The organism is Spirillospora sp. CA-108201 (assembly GCF_050936235.1).
In the GTDB taxonomy this organism is placed as follows: domain Bacteria; phylum Actinomycetota; class Actinomycetes; order Streptosporangiales; family Streptosporangiaceae; genus Spirillospora.
On record NZ_JBNJNE010000001.1, the window covers coordinates 9,114,786 to 9,131,826 of the forward strand.

Below are 17,041 nucleotides of genomic sequence, written 5' to 3' on the forward strand. Positions count from 1 at the left end.
TCGACCCTGGGGGAGCAGGCGTCGCGCGAGCTCACCAGAACACGCCGGTGTCGTGCGGCGGCGCCTCGTGCCCGTGCCGGACGGCCGGGCCGCGCAGGCCCCGGACGGCGATGGCGCCCAGCAGCATCGCGGCGGGCATGCCGAGGGGCAGGGCCGTGAGCGGCGCGACGGACGCCACGTCCAGGGCCGTCCCGCCGAGCACGCCGGCGACGCCGAGGTCGGCGCCGCGCCGTCCCGCGCCGAGCGGCAGCGCCAGGCCGGCGGCGGCGACGGCGATCCCGGCCGCGGGCGCCGCCAGCGCGCGGCGCCGGACGAAGAAGGCCAGCCCCACGCCCAGGGCGCCGAGCACGGGCAGCGCCATCACGCCGTACCAGCGTTCCGGCGCCGGCCTCATGCCGATCCGGATGACGGGGGCCGGTTCGCCCCTGCGCAGATGCCAGAGACGATTCCCGGATATGTCAGGACTCACCGTTGCGGGAACCGGTGGCAGCCGCAATTTCAGGAGGGTGTCGTCGAAGGCCCGCGCGGTCAGTTCGCGCGCCGCGCCGGAAGTGTCGATTCGCAGGAACGGCCGGCGTCCCGTCCGGTAGGCGCGGTCGATCTCGGCGCGGGCGAACGGCGCACCGCGGCCCTTCCTCGTGCGGACGCCGATGCCCTCGGCGCCCGGGAGCAGCGCGCCGGCGACCCGCCGCGCGAGGTCCCGCACCTCGGCGTCCGACCGGAGCCGCCCCGCCGCGTACAGGTCGACGTGGGCGCCGCCGCCGGCCAGCAGGGCGACCTCGACCCGCGCCCGCCGCTCCCGCGGCGGCGGGCCGCCGCCGCAACCGGCGAGCACGGCGAGCACCAGCAGGGTCACCGCGACCGCGGCAAGCCGCCGAGAACGCACCCATGCCTCGCTTCGTCGGTCGGTGTCGCGGCGCCGGACAATGATCTATTTTATGCGCGACCACCGGTGGAGCGCAGTAGGGAGAAGACCATGGCCGACGATCCGGTCAACGCGATCGACACCTCCGTTCCGCACTCCGCACGGATATGGAACTACTGGCTCGGCGGCAAGGACAACTATCCGGTCGACCGCGACGCCGGTGACCAGTACGTCAGCATCTATCCGGGAATCGTGGACATCGCGCGGACCGGCAGGCATTTCCTGGCCCGCGCCGTCCGGTACCTGGCGGGGGAGGCGGGCGTCCGCCAGTTCCTGGACGTCGGCACCGGGCTGCCCACCGTCGACAACACCCACGAGGTGGCGCAGCGCGTCGCGCCCGAGGCGCGGATCGTCTACGTCGACAACGACCCGCTCGTGCTGTCGCACGCGCACGCCCTGCTGACCAGCCGCCCCGAGGGCGAGACCAGCTACATCGAGTCCGACATGCGGGACCCCGAGCAGATCCTCCGGATCGCCCGGGGCAGGCTCGACTTCGACCGGCCGATCGCCCTGATGCTGATGGGCGTCCTCGGCCACGTCGACTCCTACGACGAGATCCTGCACATCATCCGGACGCTGATGGGCGGCCTGCCGTCCGGCAGCCACCTCGCCCTCTACGACGACACCGACACCGACGAGGCCCACAACAAGGCGCAGCAGGAGTACGACGACACCGGCGCCGTCCCGTACCGGCTGCGCCGCCCGGAGCAGATCGCCGGGTACTTCGACGGCTTCGAGCTGGTCGAGCCCGGCGTGGTGGCGTGCGAGAAGTGGCGCCCCGAGCCGAGCCCGTTCGGCGAGACGCCGGGCACCTCGACTCTCTGCGGGGTCGCCCGCAAGGCCTGACCGGACGACCCGGCCGCGGGGCCTCCGGCCGGAACCGGCCGGAGGCCCCGCCCGGCCCGGCGACCGGTCAGACGGTCGTCAGCTCCACCGGGATGTTGCCGCGGGTGGCGTTGGAGTAGGGGCACACCTGGTGGGTGGTCTCGACGAGCTGCCGCTTGGTCTCCGCGCTGAGCGCGTCCGGCAGCTTCGCCGACAGCTTGACGTCGAGCTGGAACCCGCCCGAGCCGTTCGGGCTGAGGCCGACCTCCGCGGTCACGGACATGCCGGAGACGTCGATCTTCTGCTTCCGCGCCACCAGCTGCAGGGCGCTGGCGAAGCACGAGGCGTAGCCGGCGGCGAACAGCTGCTCGGGGTTCGCGCCGTCGCCGTCGCCCCCGAGCTCCTTCTGCAGGGCCATCTTGAGGTCCAGCCGCCCGTCGGCGGTGAACGCGCGCCCGTCGCGCCCGGTGGAGGTGGCGGTGGTCGTGTACTGCCGCATGAGCCGTCCCTTCAAAGTAGACAGACAGACCTGTCTGCTGTTCGGGAGCCTAGACCGGTCTGTCTGGTAACGTCAAGGCGTGACCACGAGATCCCCGTCGCCCCGCCGGAGCGCGGCCTGGTCCCGCGTCTTCGAGACGGCGACGCGCCTGTTCTACGCCGAGGGCGTGCACGCCGTGGGCATCGACCGGATCATCGCCGAGGCCGGGGTGGCGAAGGCGACCTTCTACCACCACTTCCCGAGCAAGGACGAGCTCGTCCGCGTCTACATCGTCGAGCAGAGCCTCCGGCAGCGCGGCATCGCCGACATGCCCGAGTCCGCGACGCCCCGCGAGGCTCTCCTCGCGGCGTTCGAGCGGATGTGCACGTTCGGCTCCGACCCCTCCTACCGCGGCTGCCCGTTCATCAACGCCGCCGCCGAGTACCCCGATCCCGCCCACCCGGTGCGCCGGGCGATCGACGAGTACCGGGAGTGGTGCCGGGGCCTGTTCCGCGACCTGCTGGCCGCCGACGGCCACCCCGACCCCGACGGCACCGCCCACACCCTCATGCTGCTCAGGGACGGCCTCGCCGTCGGGTTCGACCTCGACGACCCCGCCACGGTGCGCACCGCGGTCCACGAGGCCGTCACGAGTGTCCTGGACGCCCCCGCCCGTCCCCGCGAGGCCGCGCGCCCGTGACCGGAGCCCCGCGGCGGCCGCTGCTCTTCCTCGGATCGATCCCGGGCACGGGCCCAGGCTGCTGGCGCTGCCCTGCGAACTGGTGTGGGCCACCACCTGGATGGACGACGCGAACGAGTGCGTCGCCCCGCTCGCGGGGCTGCCGCGGCTGGCGACGGTGACCTGGCCGGACGACCCCGACGGCGAAGGGCAGGACCGGCGGCACGGCCTGCACTGGAAGACGCGCGCCCTCGCCGCGTGGGCGGCGGGGCGCCCCTTCGCCTGGGTCGACGACGAGATCACCGACCGGGACCGCGCCCGGGTGGCCGCGCGGCATCCGGCGCCGGCCCTCGCGCACCGGGTCGACCCGGGTACGGGGATCACCGAGGCCGACTACCGGGTGCTGGGGGAGTGGCTCCGCGCCGTCGTCTGAGCGCGGGGCCCGTGGCGCCGGTCAGCGGTGCAGAAGGGTCTCCTCCGTCATGCGGGCGAGTTTCTCGGGGTTGCGGACGGCGTAGAGCCCGGTGACGCGGCCGTCGTCGATGCGGGCCGCGATGACGGTGTCGATCTCGCCGTCGCGGCCGAGCACCAGTGCGGGGCCGCCATTGACGTGCGCGGGCCGCAGCGAGACCGCGCCGGAGACCCTGGCGAGCAGGCGGGCCACCTTGTCCGCCCCCACCACGGGCGCCACCGCGGCGCGGACGACCCCGCCGCCGTCGGTCAGCAGGACGACGTCCGGCGCGAGGACGTCGAGCAGGTTCCGCAGGTCGCCGGTCTCGACCGCCCGCTGGAACGCGTGGAGCGCGGTCCGGGTGTCGGAGGGGGAGACGGTGTCGCGGGGCCTGCGCGCGGCGACGTGCCTGCGGGCGCGGTGGGCGATCTGGCGGACCGCGTCGGGGGTCTTGCCGACGGCCTGGGCGATCTCGTCGTAGCCGAGGTCGAACACCTCGCGCAGCACGAACACCGCCCGCTCGGTCGGCGCGAGGGTCTCCAGCACCAGCAGCATCGCCATCGAGAGGCTCTCGGCCAGCTCGACGTCCTCGGCCACGTCGGGCGCGGTCAGCAGCGGCTCGGGCAGCCAGGGCCCGACATAGGACTCCTTGCGCCGGCGCAGCGTGCGCAGCCGGGTGAGCGCCTGCCGGGTGGTGGTCCGCACGAGGTACGCGCGGGGATCCCGCACCGTTTCGAGGTCGACGCCCGTCCACCGCAGCCAGGTCTCCTGGAGGGCGTCCTCGGCGTCGGCGGCCGAGCCGAGCATCTCGTAGGCGACGGTGAACAGCAGGTTGCGGTGGGCGACGAACGCCTCGGTGGCGGCGTCCATGCGACCGTCGGCCGCGTCCCTCGATCGTCCGTCCATGGCTTCCCCCATCGCTCGTCGCGTGTCGTGCACAGGACGCCGGCCCCCTTCCGTCTGTGACATCCGGGTTCGGTGACGCACGTCATACGCGGGTGCTGTCACGGGCGGGGGCGCGCCGTCATCTCGTGTCCGGAGCCGCGTGGACGGCCGCGCGGCGGAGGAGACGGGAGCTTGATCATGAACGACGACACCGGGCGCCGGGCGGTCGCGATGGTCACGGGGGCGAACAGGGGGATCGGCCGGGCGGTCGCCGAAGGGCTCGCCGGGCGGGGCATGACGGTCCTGGCCGGTGCGCGGGACCCGCGGCGCGGTGAGGAGGCCGCCGCCGCCCTGCGCGCGGCGGGCGGCGATGTGCACGCGGTCCCCCTCGACGTCACCGACCCGGGCGCCGTCCGCGAAGCCGCGCGGCACGTCGAGGAGCGTTACGGGCGCCTCGACGTCCTGGTCAACAACGCGGGCATCACCGGCTCGGGACAGGTCGCGCCCCAGGACGCCGTCGACCAGATCCCCAGTTCCGTCGACCTGGAGATGGTCCGGGCGGTGTTCGCGACCAACGTCCTCGGCGTGGTCGCGGTGACCAACGCCATGCTGCCGCTGCTGCGGCGGTCCCCGGCGGCGCGCGTCGTCAACGTCAGCAGCCACGCCGCCTCGCTGACGCTCACCAGCGACCCGGACGGCCCCTTCGCGGCGCTGCTGCCGTCGGCCGCGTACACGCCGTCCAAGGCGGCGCTGAACGCGCTGACCGTGCAGTACGCCAACGAGCTGCGCGAGGACGGCGTTCTCGTCAACGCCGTCGCCCCCGGCTTCGTCGACACCGACAGCAACGACCACACCGGGCACCTCACGCCCCAGCAGGGCGCCGCCGTCGTGGTGCGCCTGGCCACGCTCGGCGCGGACGGGCCGACCGCCGGCTTCTTCGGCGAGGACGGTCCGCTGCCCTGGTAGGGGCCCTCAGGCGGGCGGCATGCCGTGGCGCAGCTGGAGCAGCGACTTGCTGAGCAGGCGCGACACGTGCATCTGCGAGAATGCGCCGGGCGCTCGACACCCGGACCGTGATCGGCCAGGCCACCGGCATCCTGATGGCCCGCCGCGGCCTCGACGCCGGCAAGGCGTTCGAACCGCTGTCCCGGACGTCGCAGAACCTCAACGTCAGGCTCGGCGGCCTCGCGGAGGGCATCGTCTCCGCCCCCGAGGCCGCCGACGACCTCTGAACCGGACGCGCTCGATCATGAAGTCGGATGGTGGGCTCTCGCCGAGAGTGGTAGCCGGCCGCGAGCGCACGGCTGATAGAATGAGGGCGTGGAATTGATCGAGGTGGACAGAGCCTAGCCACCGAACTGCCGGTGGCTTTCCTGCGCAGAAACTCTCCTGCGTGAGTGAACGGTATTTCTCAGAGTACGCGTGTGCGTCCACCCGTCCTGGGTGTTGACATCGCCGCGTGAATCTCGCCGGCACGTTCACACTGCACCGGCCCTGGTCCGGTTGCATGACTGCGAATGCGCGACTTCGGCCTGCCAGTTGATCGGCAGCGGCTCCCTACCGGTCTCTTGTCGAACCATTCGGCGCAGACGATGCCGCACGCGCGCGCGACCGCAGGGCATCTTCCGGGGCCGCCCTCCCGGCACAGAACTGATCCCTGTCATGCCTGCCGACGGTTGACGGGAGAAAGAGAAATATCGCCATGTCTATCAATTCCGCCATCACCCTCCGCGACCTGACCTTCGAGTGGCCCGACGGCTCCGTCGCGCTCGCCGGCGTCAGCGACACGTTCGGCATCGGCCGGACGGGCCTGATCGGCCGCAACGGCGTCGGTAAGTCGACCCTGCTCAAGCTCATCGCGGGTGAACTGCGCCCGACGTCGGGGCAGATCGACACCACGGGTGAGGTCGGGTACCTGCCGCAGTCCCTCACGCTGAGGCGGGACACCACGGTCTCCGAACTGCTCGGCATCCACGGCGTCCTCGCGGCGATGAAGGCCATCGAGTCCGGCGACGTCGACCAGCGCCACTTCGACGCGATCGGCGACGACTGGGACATCGAGTCCCGCGCCGACGAGGCGCTGCACCAGATCGGCTTCTCCGCGGGCGACCTCGACCGCCGGGTCGCCGAGGTGTCCGGCGGTGAGGCGATGCTGATCGCGATCAGCGGGCTGCGTGTCCGGCGCACCCCGATCACGCTGCTCGACGAACCCACCAACAACCTCGACCGCCCGACGCGCGCCCGGCTTGCCGAGTTCGCCGACCAGTGGCCCGGGACGCTCGTCGTCGTGAGCCACGACCTCGAACTGCTGGAGCTCATGGACCACACCGCCGAGCTCTTCGCCGGGGGGCTCGACACCTTCGGCGGCCCGTACAGCGCGTGGAAGGAGCATAGGGAGAACGAGCAGGCGGCCGCGGTGCAGGCGGCCCGCTCGGCCCAGCAGGCGCTCAAGGTCGAGAAACGCCAGCGCGCCGAGGCCGAGACGAAGCTCGCGCGCCGCGAGCGCACCGCGAAGAAGACACAGAAGGACGGCGGGATCCCGAAGATCCTCGCCGGCAACCGGGCCGGCAAGGCGCAGGCGTCCGCGGGATCGATGCGGTCCACGCTCGACGACAAGGTGCAGGCCGCCCAGACCGCCGTCGACGCGGCGGACGCGCGCGTCCGCGACGAGGAGCACATTCACCTCGTCCTCCCCGATCCGGGTGTTCCCCGCGGGCGGCGCATCGCCGAACTGGTGGACCAGGACCGGACCGTGGTGATCCAGGGCCCGGAACGGGTGGCGCTCGTCGGCGCGAACGGCACCGGGAAGTCGACTCTGATCGCGCAGCTCGTCCAAGCCTCCGAACCGGTTCCGGGACGTCCGCACGGCCGCCTGAGCACCGGGCTCGTCGGCTACCTTCCGCAGAGCCTCGACGGGATGGACGACGACGCCAGCGCGATGGACAACGTGCAGGCCGTCGCTCCGGGAACACCGGCCGGCACGATCCGCAACCAGCTCGCTCGGCTGCTGCTGCGCGGTGACGGCGTGGACCGCCCGGTCAGCACGCTCTCAGGCGGAGAACGCTTCCGCGTCTCCCTCGCACGTCTCCTCCTCGCGGAGCCGCCCGCTCAGCTGCTGATCCTGGACGAGCCCACCAACAACCTGGACATCGCAAGCGTCGAACAGCTCGCCGAAGCGCTCGACGCGTACCGAGGAGCACTCCTCATCGTCAGTCACGACTTCGCCTTCCTCGGACGGATCGGCGTGGACACCGTCATCGAACTCGACGGCGACGGACGGATGCACCAGCGGCGGGACCTCGACCTCTGACCCGCCACGACCGGCGAACGAGGAGGCGGCCCGATCGATCCGCCTCCTCACCCGCCGTCTCGGCCGAAGATCACGAACGGCCCGTCCGCGCGCTGACGCGGCATGTGGGAGATCAGGGCTTGCGGCCGACGCCGCCCGTCATGAAGCGGACGTCGATGGTGCTGGCGTCCAGGACCGGCTCCTCGGGGCGCCACAGCGGGAGCGGGACGAGGCCGGGCGGCAGGATCTCCAGGCCGTCGAAGAAGGTCGCCAGCTCGGCGGGCGTGCGGACGCGGCCGGTGCCGAGCTGCTCCAGGAGCTGCTGCTCCAGCGCGACGGACTCGGGGGCGTCGCCCAGGCGGGTGAAGTTGGTGATGAAGAAGAAGGAGCCGCTGGGCATCGCGTCCCGCAGCACCTGGACGATCTCGCCGGGCTTCTCGTCGTCGGCGAGGTGGTGCAGGATGCCGACGAGCATCACGCAGACGGGCTGGTCGAAGTCGATGAGCGCCCGGACCTCGGGACGTTCGAGGAGGTCGCCGGGCCGGCGGATGTCGGCGGTCACCACGGTGGTGTTGGCGTTGTCGGCCAGGATCGCGCGGCCGTGCGCCAGCACGATCGGATCGATGTCGACGTACACCACGTGAGCCCGCGGGTTGACCTCCTGGGCGACCTCGTGGGTGTTGCGGACGGTCGGCAGCCCCGATCCCAGGTCGAGGAACTGGGTGATCCCCTCCTCGGCGGCGAGATGGCGGACGACGCGGTGCAGGATCGCGCGGTTGTGCAGGGCGATGTCCCGCAGCTCCGGCATGATCGCGAGGCTGCCCTCGGCCACGGCCCGGTCCACCTCGTAGTTGTCCTTGCCGCCGAGCATCACGTCGTAGACGCGCGCCGCGGTGGGAACGCCGGTGGGAATCTGCGGGGACTCGGCCATGTGCACCTCAACGCTCAGGGAGATCTTGTTCCGCATCGTAGCTCCCGCGGAACCCTGCGGATCGCGAAACCCCTTATGGCAAAGGGCTTTTCGTCCAGCCTCAGTCCTCATCCGGTCACGTCAGGGCCGTCCCGGGGTGAGGGGCATCGTGTTCTTCTGGCGGGGTGGGAGTCCGTGCGGGGCAACACCCGGAACGGCTGACCCCGCCACGATCCCAGGGAGGGCCACCATGCCGGCACCGACGACGAACTGCGGGGCGGGCGAACCGCTCATCCGGCTCGGGGGCGGCGAGGCGCCGGTGCTCGATGACAACCTCCCGCAGGGAGGCTGCTTCTCGGCACAGGGGTCCATTCCGCTCAACATCGACCCGTCGTGGTTCCGCGACGAGGTGACGGCGGAGCCGGAGGAGCACTGGTGGAAGGCGCCGGTGCCGAATCCCGACGACCTGATCGACGACATCGTCAAGGGGACGCTCTCGCCGCAGACCACGGCCCAGCTGCTCGACCCCCGCATCCCGGCGCTCCTCCACCCGGCCGCGGAACCCGGCCAGACCTCGCGGGCGCCGCGCGTCGCGTCCGCCCGTCTCCCGCGACCGGCCGGGCACGCCCGCGTCCCGGCCGCGAGCAGCCCTCCGACGCGCCCCAGCCGCCGGCGGGTCGCGCCCAAGCCGACCTATACGGCGTCGCACCTCGTGCGCGCCGTGGAGGACCGCCTGCGGCCGATGGTCACGACGGGCTTCGGCGGCGATCTGCAGATCAAGTTCCTGCCGCAGCCCGTGCGGCCGGTCGCCCGGCTCGCGCTGGTCGAGTACTACCGCGTGTGCTCCTACCTCGGCGACTACGGCGCGGGCCGGACGCTGTCGACGACGTCGCTGTTACCGGGGGAGTCCACGACGATCACCCTCGCCACCTACCGCGACGAGGAGACGACCGCCGCGGAGTCCTCCAACGTCCTCGACTCGTTCACCGAGTCCGCCGCCGACGAGATGGAGGCGCTGGTCGAGGAGCAGATCGGCACGACGCTCGCGAACGCGACGTCGAGCACGCGGTCGAGCACCACGGGGGGCGGCGTGAACTTCGGCGTGGGCGTCGACCTCTTCGGCCTCGTCGAGCTCGGCTTCGGCGCCGAGCACAGCGGCTCGCAGAGCGACGCCACGACCGTGGCGATGACGAGCGAGATCAACACGCAGGCGATCAACCGCGCGCTCGGCTCGCATGTGGAGACCAGCGGCTCGTCGCGGCAGGTCGAGGTCAACACCACCACGAGCGCCACCGCCGGCACGGGGGAGTCGACGACCACCGTCCGGCAGATCGCGAACATCAACCACAGCCGGGTGCTGAACATCGTGTTCCGGCAGCTGCTGCAGGCCTACGACACCGTGACCTACCTCCATGACGTCAAGGTGCTGTTCTCCAACGGCTACCCGGAGTCCGTCCGGCTCATCGAGCTCGGGCAGCTCGACGACGTGCTCCCGCAGCTCGTGTCCGCGGAGCACGTCGCCGCCGTGCGGAAGCGGATCCTGCAGCCGTACTGCGCGGTCTTCAACCACGAGGGCCGGGCGGTCCGCTTCCTGGAGAAGGTGGAGCGCGAGGCGCCGTGCGACCTGACGGGGAAGACCGAGCGCATCGTGTACATCCGCCGGCGGCCGGATCTGCGCGACGACGTCGGGGGCATCAGCGTGCCGGGCGTCATCAAGAACGTCGAGCGGTACGTGCTGCCGACGCCGGCCGTGATCGCCGAGGCGCTGCTCGGCGGAGGCGAGGCCCTCGACCGCTACAACCAGGAGCTCCAGTCGACCACCGTCGACGCCGCCGAGCTGCAGAACCGCAAGCTCACGCAGGCGATCGAGATCGTCGGCGGGATCGGGGACCCGCGGGCCCAGGCCGATGCGTGGGCACGCATGCACAACCCGGCTCCCACCGTCGAGGAGCCGTCCGAGACCCCGCCGCCGGCATGAGCGGCGCCCCGGGCGCGCTCACCACGCCCGCGCTCGACACCCCGGCGGCGTCCCCCGCCGACGTGGTTCCGTCGCCGTTCGCCGCGGTCGGCGGGGGTCCGCCGCCGCTCGGCACGTCGGCGCCGCGGACGGAGCCGACCTGCACGGAGGCGACCGGCACGGAGGCGGCGGCGTGGTGGGACGCCCTCGTCGCCGCGGGGCTCGACGTCCGCCAGCCCGCGGTCCTCCTGACCCGGCTCGACGCGCTGCTGGTGGCCGCCGCGGGGCTCGACGGCCAGGACCTGCTCGACGACCTCGCGGCCCGCACGGCGCTCGTCCGGGAGCTGGCCGGCTACGCGCTGGTGCGACTCGGCCCGGCGTTCGGGCGGGCGGGCGCCGTGGCCGGCGCCCTGCCCGTCACGTCACCGGTCCCCGACCACGTCACCGGCCGGGAGAACCTCGCGAGCGCGGCGCTGACGTCGGCCGCCGACATCAGCGCGCTCGTCCCGGTCCCGCTGTCGGCGGCCGTTTCGCCGGCCACGCGGCTCGGCGGGTTCCTGACGAGCGACGCGCCGGGGGCACGGGCCGTCAGGGCCGCGGCGATCGAGTTCGCGCAGGGCGTCCACGACGGCTTCATGATGTCGGGCCTGGTCGACCCCTCCTTCGGGAGCCGGTTCCACGAGCAGGCGGTCGCGAACGCGCGGGCCCTGCACGTCCTGCTTCCCACCGTCGTCGACGCCGGTCTGCTGTACGGGATCGTCATTCAGCCGCTGGTCGACGTGCTGGACCTCATCAAGCTCGTCTTCGGCGACCTCACGGGCATCGTGAGGACGCTGCGGTCGCTCGGGGCCGCCGCGTTGGCCGACCCCACCGTCGCGCACGGCCTCGGGGTGCTCATCGGACAGCAGCAGGCGTCGTCGTTCGAGGCGTCCCTGTTCGAGGCAGGCCCGGCCGCGTTCTACTTCACCCTGTCCACGTCGATCGGCGAGCTGCTCCAGAACACCGTGCTGAGCGCCACGGGCGCCGGGCTCGTCATGGTGGCGGGCACGAAGGCGCTGCGCGCCACCAGGGTGACCGCGGCGGCGGCGAAGCTGCTCGTCACCGTGGTCGAGCACCTGCCCGGCTCGGCGCCGGGACGCGAGCGCCTGATCGCCGCGCTGCGCGCCATGGCCGACGCGTTCGACAACCGCTGGAGGCTGCTGGAGGAGCTGGCCGGCGACTCGGAGGAGGTGCTCGCGTCCATCCGGCGCCTGCTGGCTCGCGAGGATCTGCGCAAGCTGCTCCACGACCTCGCCGACCACGTCGAGGAGGCGCGAGGGGACCTCGATCCGGCGCTGCCCGACGCGAAGCTGGTGACCGAGATCAGGGCCCGCGAGGTCCAGGTGCTCGCCGTCCTCACACGCCTCGGCGGCATGACCGACGTCGAACTCGACGGTGTGTCGGCCTACCGCCGCATCTGGTCCGAGGACGGCCCTCCGCGCGGCATGATCGCGCCCTGGACGGACGCCCTGGGCTCGCCGGAGGGAGACAAGGGCGGCAACCAGGACACCCGATGGTTCGACCTCCTCGACGGCGATCCCGTCGGCACGGGCCTCTGGGCGCTCCTCGGCGAGCTCGACCCCGTCGCCAACGGCCGCGGCCTCTACGCGGTGCTCGTCGACCTCTGGGCGGGGGACTCCAAGTCCGCCGGCGCGATCGGCAGCCTCTACGGCGCGCGCGACCTCTACCGCGAGCTCAGGCCCGACCACCCCGACGTGCGGTTCGACTTCGAGATCACCTTCACCGGTCCGGAGGGGCGCCGCGACCTCGACGTCGTCGTGTTCCGCGGGGACGACTCCCCGCCGGACGGCGTCATGGGGTTCCTGCTGGTTGCCGAGGTCAAGAACATCGCCGGCGGGATCATCAGCGACCGGCTCAGAAGCCAGATGGCACGCGACCTCGCCCGGCACATCGGCGCGGGCGACGTCGACTTCGGGAAGCTGCGCTGGCTGGTGCCCGCGGACGACCTCGGGACGCTCGCAAGGCCGCTCGGCGACGCGTTCCGTGCGGCGATCAACGACGACCGCGTCCAGGACGCCATCGCGGCGTCGCCGCACGACATGATCGACGTGATGACCCGGCTCGACGCCGCGATCAAAGGCGGTCGCCTGATCGGCTCCTTCGACGTCGACACCCCGTGACCCCGGGGACTGGCCGGGCCGGTGCGGCGGCCCGACGGACAGGACGTGACTGCTCCGGTCCCGGCCACCCGGATCGGCTTCTCGGAGCCGGCTCAGACGAAGATCGGGTCGGCGGCACCACGGTGCCGGGTACTCGGCGGCGAGATGGTCGGCGATGGGCCGGTGTGTCGTAGCCCGCCCCGAACGGCCGGTTCGTGGCAGAGTGGCGGGATGTCTGGCGCGCGGTACGGGATGGATGCGCCCTACGGGTTCGGCTTCGTGGGCCTGGTCGTGCTGGGGTTCTGGGGGACCGGGCTGGTGATGGCGGTCACCGCCGATCTGGCCGCCGCGCTGCCCGCGCTGGTCTCCGGCACCCTGCTGGCGGGATGCCTGGCCCTGAGCCTGCACGCCACGCTGCGCGGCAAGTTCCTGGTCTGGCGGGACGTGCTGGACGAGCTGGACCTGCGCGGCGACGAACGGCTGCTCGACCTCGGCTGCGGACGCGGCGCCGTCCTGTTGGCCGTAGCCCGGCGCCTCCCGCAGGGCCGGGCGGTCGGCGTGGACCTGTGGCGCGGACGGGACCAGTCCGGCAACACCCCGGCGGCGACCCTGCGCAACGCCCGTGCCGAAGGCGTCGCCGACCGCGTTCACGTGCAAGGGGGCGACCTGCGCAGACTCCCGTACGCGGAGGCAAGCTTCGACCTGGTCGTGTCCAGCCTGACGGTGCACACCATCTTCGGCTCGGACGCCCGCGCCCAGGCGATCGCCGAGGCGTACCGGGTGCTGCGGCCGGGCGGCCGCCTGCTGATCGCCGACCTGGCGCGGACCCCCCGCGAGTACGCCGCGGTGCTGGCCCGGCTGGACGCCCAGGACATCCGCGTGCGCGGCCTCGGCTGGCGCGCGTGGTGGGGCAGCCCGTGGGTCCCGACCCGCCTGCTCACCGCCCGCAAACCGGCCACCCCCTGAACACACCTACCGGCACGATCCAAGCGCAGCCTCTCACCGAGGCGCCCGGCCGTGACCACGACGGCCACCGGCGGCACGGCCGGAAACCGGCGCGGCGCATGATCCATACCGGGCTTCACGCACCATCGAAACTCCCGGCGCTGAACTTGAGTGAGGAGTCAGCCGACCTTCGGGGTGGCGCGGTCGATGATCGGGGCGACGTCCAGGCCCGGTGGGAGGGTGCCGAACGCGCCGCCCCAGTCGCCGGCCAGGCGGGTTGCGCAGAAGGCGTCGGCCACGGCCGGGTGGCCGTGTCTGACCAGCAGCGATGCCTGGAGGACTAGCGCCAGGTTCTCGGCTACGCGGCGGGCGCGGTACTCGATGGTCGCGGTGTCGGCGAAGCTTTCCTTGGTCTCCTTGACGGCTGCGTCCAGGTGCTTGTCGGCGCCCTGGGAGAGGACTACTTCTTCGAAGAACGCCTCCAGGGTTTGCGGCTCGCGTAGCGTTGCGCGTAGGAGATCGAGTGCCGCGACGTTGCCGGAGCCCTCCCAGATGGAGTTCAGGGGGGACTCGCGGAAGAGGCGGGGCATCCCGGACTCCTCGACGTAGCCGTTGCCGCCCAGGCATTCGAGGGCCTCGGCGGCGTGCGCGGGCCAGCGCTTGCAGATCCAGTACTTGCTGACCGCGAGGCCGAGGCGCTTGAAGGCGGTCTCGCTCTCGTCGCCGCGCACCGAGCGGTCGGTGGCGCCCGCGAGGCGCAGCATCGTGGTCGTGGCGGCCTCGGACTCGATCGCGAGGTCGGCCAGGACGTTGCGCATCAGCGGCTGGTCGATCAGCGGGCGGCCGAACGCCGCGCGGTGCGCCGCGTGGTGCGCGGCGGTGGTGACGCCGAGCCGCATCCCGGACGCGGCGCCGATCACGCAGTCCAGGCGGGTCATGTTGACCATCTCGATGATGGTGCGGACGCCGCGGCCCTCGTCCCCGACCCGCCAGGCGACCGCCTCGTCGTACTCCACCTCGGAGGAGGCGTTGGACCTGTTGCCGAGCTTGTCCTTCAACCGCATCAGGCGCAGCGGGTTGAGGTCGCCGTCCGGCAGGACGCGGGGGACGAGGAAGCAGGTCAGGCCGCCGGGCGCCTGGGCGAGGGTGAGGAACACGTCGCACATCGGGGCGCTGGTGAACCACTTGTGGCCGACGAGCCGGTACGTCCCGTCCGGCTGGGGCGCGGCCGAGGTGGTGTTGGCGCGGACGTCCGAGCCGCCCTGCTTCTCCGTCATGGACATGCCGGCGAGGAGCGCGGTCTTGGTGAGCGGGGGCCGCAGCCCGAAGTCGTACTCCGGACGGGCCAGGAGCGGCTCGTACCGGGCGGCCAGCTCCGGCGACTGCCGCAGCGCGGGGACGGCGGCGTAGGTCATCGAGACGGGGCAGCCGTGGCCCGCGTCGACGCGCCAGGTGTAGAACTTCGCGGCGCGGGCGACGTGGGCGCCCTCACGGGGGTCGGTCCAGGCCGTGCCGTGCAGGCCGTGCGTCACGGCGACGGTCATCAGCTCGTGCCACGCCGGGTGGAACTCGACCTCGTCGATCCGGTGCCCGCAGCGGTCGTGGGTGCGCAGGACGGGCGGATGCTCGTTGGCGAGGCGCCCCCACTCCTGCGCCCGCCCGGTGCCGGCGAGGCGGCCGAGTTCGCGCACCTCGGCCTCGGCCCATCCGGCGCCTTCGCGGTGCAGCCCGTCGAGCAGGGCGGCCTCGTCGGACACGTCGTGCCCGGCGAGCGGGGGGACCTGGTTGAACACTTCGTGCGTCACGTGCTCTCCCAACGTTCATGCCGTCGACCCGCAGAATACAGAACGCGGTTCGGGCATCAGGTCGATCATGCCTGTGGGGTGGGAGGACGCCCATCCTCCTCAGGTGGTGGGGTGATCTCGTCCGCGCGGCGGATTGTCCCGCGCCGCCGGGGGCATACCGTCGGAATCATGAGTCAGCCCGGTCCGCAGCCCGAGGGGCCCGCCCCGAGCCGCCCTCCGGAGCGGCGGCGGGACGCCGGCCCCGTCCCCGAGCCGGTCGACGTGACGACCGCGCCCGACACCGGGCGTGCGCCCGGCGGCGGACGGGCCGCCGGCGCGGTGCGGGCGTCCGACGCCGAGCGCGAGGCCGTCGTCGAGCGGCTGCGGATCGCCTCGGTGGAGGGGCGGCTCACCTTCGAGGAGCTGACCGAGCGCACCGAGGCCGCCTACGCGGCCGTCTCCCGCGGCGAGCTCGAACGCATCACCGCCGACCTGCCCGGCATGGGCGCGCCCGGCGCGAACCCCGCGCCCGTGCAGGTCAAGCGCAGGTTCAGCGCGGTCATGGGGGACTGCAAGGAGCGCATCGTCGGCCGCATCGACGGGCCGCTGGAGGCCGTGTCGGTGATGGGCGACGTCGAGCTCGACCTGCGCGGCGCCCAGGTCCCCACCGGCGAGGTGAGCATCTGCGTGACCGCCGTGATGGGCGACGTCAAGATCATCGTTCCGGACGGGGTCAGCGTCGTGCTGACCGGGCACAACTTCCTCGGCGACCGGCGGGTGGCGGTGCGCGACCCGCATCCGGGCGCCCGCGTGCCCGTCGTGCGCGTCACCGCGACCGCCGTGATGGGCGACATCAAGATCGTCGACGATGAGCACCACGGCCCGCTCCGCCGCGCCCTCACCACCTGGTGGAAGGACCAGCGGTAGCGGGAGCCGGGTCAGCGGCGGCCGCCGGTCTCCTCGCGCGTCATGGCCGCCCGCATACCCGGCGACCGGCGCCTCGAACGCCCGGTCAGACCGCCTCCGCCGCGCGGGAGGACTCCAGCGCCCCGGCGTAGCGGCGGACGACGAGTTCGGCGACCTCCGGCGCCGCGCCGAGGACGGGGGAGACCGCGGCGGCTCCGGCGGCCAGGGACTCCCGGCGGACCTTGTCGGCGAAGTGGCCCGGCGCGAGGATGTAGGACGCCACCGCCACGCGCGGCGCGCCCGCGGCGAGCAGGGCCCGCACCGCCTCGGCCGGGGCCGGGCGGGCGGCCGTCGCGTACGCCGGGACCACGTCCCGCGGGCCGCGCGCACGCCATCGCCGCGCCAGCCTGGCGATCGTGGCGTTGGCGGACGCGTCGCTGGAGCCCGCGGAGGCGAGGACGATCGCCGTGTCCGGATCGCCGGGCGCCACGCCCGCCTCGGCCAGGCGGCGCTCCAGGGCGTCCAGCAGCAGCGGGTGCGGGCCGAGGGTGCCCGCCGTGCGCAGGACGAGGCGCGGGTGCCGGCCGCGCACCCGGTTCAGCACCCCCGGGATGTCGGTCTTGCTGTGGTAGGCCGCGGTGAGGAGCAGGGGCAGCACGACCGCCTCGTCCGCGCCGTCCCCGGCCAGGCCGTCCAGCACCCGGTCGGGGGCGGGCGGCGCGTGGTCGAGGAACGCGGCGTGGACGGGCACGTCCGGGCGGCGCGCCCGGACGGCGTCGAGCAGCGCGGTGACGGTCGCGGCGGCGCGGGGGTCCCGGCTGCCGTGCGCCACCGCGACCATGGGGGCG

General features: G+C 73.1%; 16 protein-coding genes. 10 read left to right on the forward strand and 6 right to left on the reverse strand.

Annotated features, from left to right (window positions below; genetic code table 11):
- Positions 1–31: 31 nt before the first annotated feature.
- Positions 32–886 (reverse strand): hypothetical protein, encoded by an 855-nt coding sequence (locus ACQEU6_RS43610; RefSeq protein ID WP_499339669.1) that lies wholly within the window; start codon positions 884–886, stop codon positions 32–34.
- A 90-nt stretch (positions 887–976) separates the two neighbouring features.
- Here ACQEU6_RS43610 and ACQEU6_RS43615 point away from each other — a divergent pair, with 90 nt between their 5' ends.
- Entirely contained in the window at positions 977–1,771 is a 795-nt protein-coding gene (locus tag ACQEU6_RS43615) for an SAM-dependent methyltransferase (protein WP_499339670.1), read from the forward strand.
- A 67-nt stretch (positions 1,772–1,838) separates the two neighbouring features.
- Here the strand turns inward: ACQEU6_RS43615 and ACQEU6_RS43620 are convergent, their stop codons facing one another.
- Positions 1,839–2,249 (reverse strand): organic hydroperoxide resistance protein, encoded by a 411-nt coding sequence (locus ACQEU6_RS43620; RefSeq protein ID WP_499339671.1) that lies wholly within the window; start codon positions 2,247–2,249, stop codon positions 1,839–1,841.
- Between the two features lie 79 nt (positions 2,250–2,328).
- Between ACQEU6_RS43620 and ACQEU6_RS43625 the strand changes: the two genes are divergently transcribed.
- Both ACQEU6_RS43625 and ACQEU6_RS43630 read left to right on the forward strand, forming a co-directional pair.
- On the forward strand, positions 2,329–2,928 hold the full coding sequence (locus ACQEU6_RS43625; protein ID WP_499339672.1) for a TetR/AcrR family transcriptional regulator: 600 nt from the start codon (positions 2,329–2,331) through the stop codon (positions 2,926–2,928).
- Between the two features lie 82 nt (positions 2,929–3,010).
- Positions 3,011–3,340, forward strand: coding sequence for a hypothetical protein (locus ACQEU6_RS43630; protein WP_499339673.1), 330 nt, complete (start codon positions 3,011–3,013; stop codon positions 3,338–3,340).
- 21 nt (positions 3,341–3,361) lie between these two features.
- Here the strand turns inward: ACQEU6_RS43630 and ACQEU6_RS43635 are convergent, their stop codons facing one another.
- Complete coding sequence (locus ACQEU6_RS43635) at positions 3,362–4,264, reverse strand: RNA polymerase sigma-70 factor (RefSeq protein WP_499339674.1); 903 nt, start codon at positions 4,262–4,264, stop codon at positions 3,362–3,364.
- A 177-nt stretch (positions 4,265–4,441) separates the two neighbouring features.
- Between ACQEU6_RS43635 and ACQEU6_RS43640 the strand changes: the two genes are divergently transcribed.
- The 3 genes from ACQEU6_RS43640 (at position 4,442) to ACQEU6_RS43650 (ending at position 7,553) form a co-directional block, all read left to right on the forward strand.
- On the forward strand, positions 4,442–5,209 hold the full coding sequence (locus tag ACQEU6_RS43640) for an SDR family NAD(P)-dependent oxidoreductase (RefSeq protein WP_499339675.1): 768 nt from the start codon (positions 4,442–4,444) through the stop codon (positions 5,207–5,209).
- Between the two features lie 80 nt (positions 5,210–5,289).
- Positions 5,290–5,475: an ANTAR domain-containing protein gene (locus tag ACQEU6_RS43645; protein WP_499339676.1), complete on the forward strand. Its 186-nt coding sequence runs from the start codon at positions 5,290–5,292 to the stop codon at positions 5,473–5,475.
- A 470-nt stretch (positions 5,476–5,945) separates the two neighbouring features.
- On the forward strand, positions 5,946–7,553 hold the full coding sequence (locus tag ACQEU6_RS43650) for an ABC-F family ATP-binding cassette domain-containing protein (RefSeq protein WP_499339677.1): 1,608 nt from the start codon (positions 5,946–5,948) through the stop codon (positions 7,551–7,553).
- 112 nt (positions 7,554–7,665) lie between these two features.
- Here ACQEU6_RS43650 and ACQEU6_RS43655 read toward each other — a convergent pair whose 3' ends face one another.
- Positions 7,666–8,463: an SAM-dependent methyltransferase gene (locus tag ACQEU6_RS43655; RefSeq protein ID WP_499340546.1), complete on the reverse strand. Its 798-nt coding sequence runs from the start codon at positions 8,461–8,463 to the stop codon at positions 7,666–7,668.
- Positions 8,464–8,692: 229 nt separating this feature from the next.
- On the opposite strand from ACQEU6_RS43655, the gene ACQEU6_RS43660 reads away from it, so the two are divergent.
- The 3 genes from ACQEU6_RS43660 to ACQEU6_RS43670 all read left to right on the forward strand — a co-directional run bounded on the left by ACQEU6_RS43660 (position 8,693) and on the right by ACQEU6_RS43670 (position 13,524).
- Positions 8,693–10,420: a hypothetical protein gene (locus tag ACQEU6_RS43660; RefSeq protein WP_499339678.1), complete on the forward strand. Its 1,728-nt coding sequence runs from the start codon at positions 8,693–8,695 to the stop codon at positions 10,418–10,420.
- Positions 10,417–12,579 (forward strand): hypothetical protein, encoded by a 2,163-nt coding sequence (locus tag ACQEU6_RS43665; RefSeq protein ID WP_499339679.1) that lies wholly within the window; start codon positions 10,417–10,419, stop codon positions 12,577–12,579. Before ACQEU6_RS43660 ends, ACQEU6_RS43665 begins: the two co-directional genes overlap by 4 nt.
- A gap of 210 nt (positions 12,580–12,789) precedes the next feature.
- Complete coding sequence (locus ACQEU6_RS43670; RefSeq protein ID WP_499339680.1) at positions 12,790–13,524, forward strand: class I SAM-dependent methyltransferase; 735 nt, start codon at positions 12,790–12,792, stop codon at positions 13,522–13,524.
- 158 nt (positions 13,525–13,682) lie between these two features.
- Here the strand turns inward: ACQEU6_RS43670 and ACQEU6_RS43675 are convergent, their stop codons facing one another.
- Positions 13,683–15,308 (reverse strand): acyl-CoA dehydrogenase family protein, encoded by a 1,626-nt coding sequence (locus ACQEU6_RS43675; RefSeq protein ID WP_499339681.1) that lies wholly within the window; start codon positions 15,306–15,308, stop codon positions 13,683–13,685.
- Positions 15,309–15,476: 168 nt separating this feature from the next.
- Between ACQEU6_RS43675 and ACQEU6_RS43680 the strand changes: the two genes are divergently transcribed.
- On the forward strand, positions 15,477–16,214 hold the full coding sequence (locus tag ACQEU6_RS43680) for a DUF1707 SHOCT-like domain-containing protein (protein WP_499339682.1): 738 nt from the start codon (positions 15,477–15,479) through the stop codon (positions 16,212–16,214).
- Between the two features lie 85 nt (positions 16,215–16,299).
- Here ACQEU6_RS43680 and ACQEU6_RS43685 read toward each other — a convergent pair whose 3' ends face one another.
- Positions 16,300–17,034: a sirohydrochlorin chelatase gene (locus tag ACQEU6_RS43685; protein WP_499340548.1), complete on the reverse strand. Its 735-nt coding sequence runs from the start codon at positions 17,032–17,034 to the stop codon at positions 16,300–16,302.
- Between the last annotated feature and the right edge of the window lie 7 nt (positions 17,035–17,041).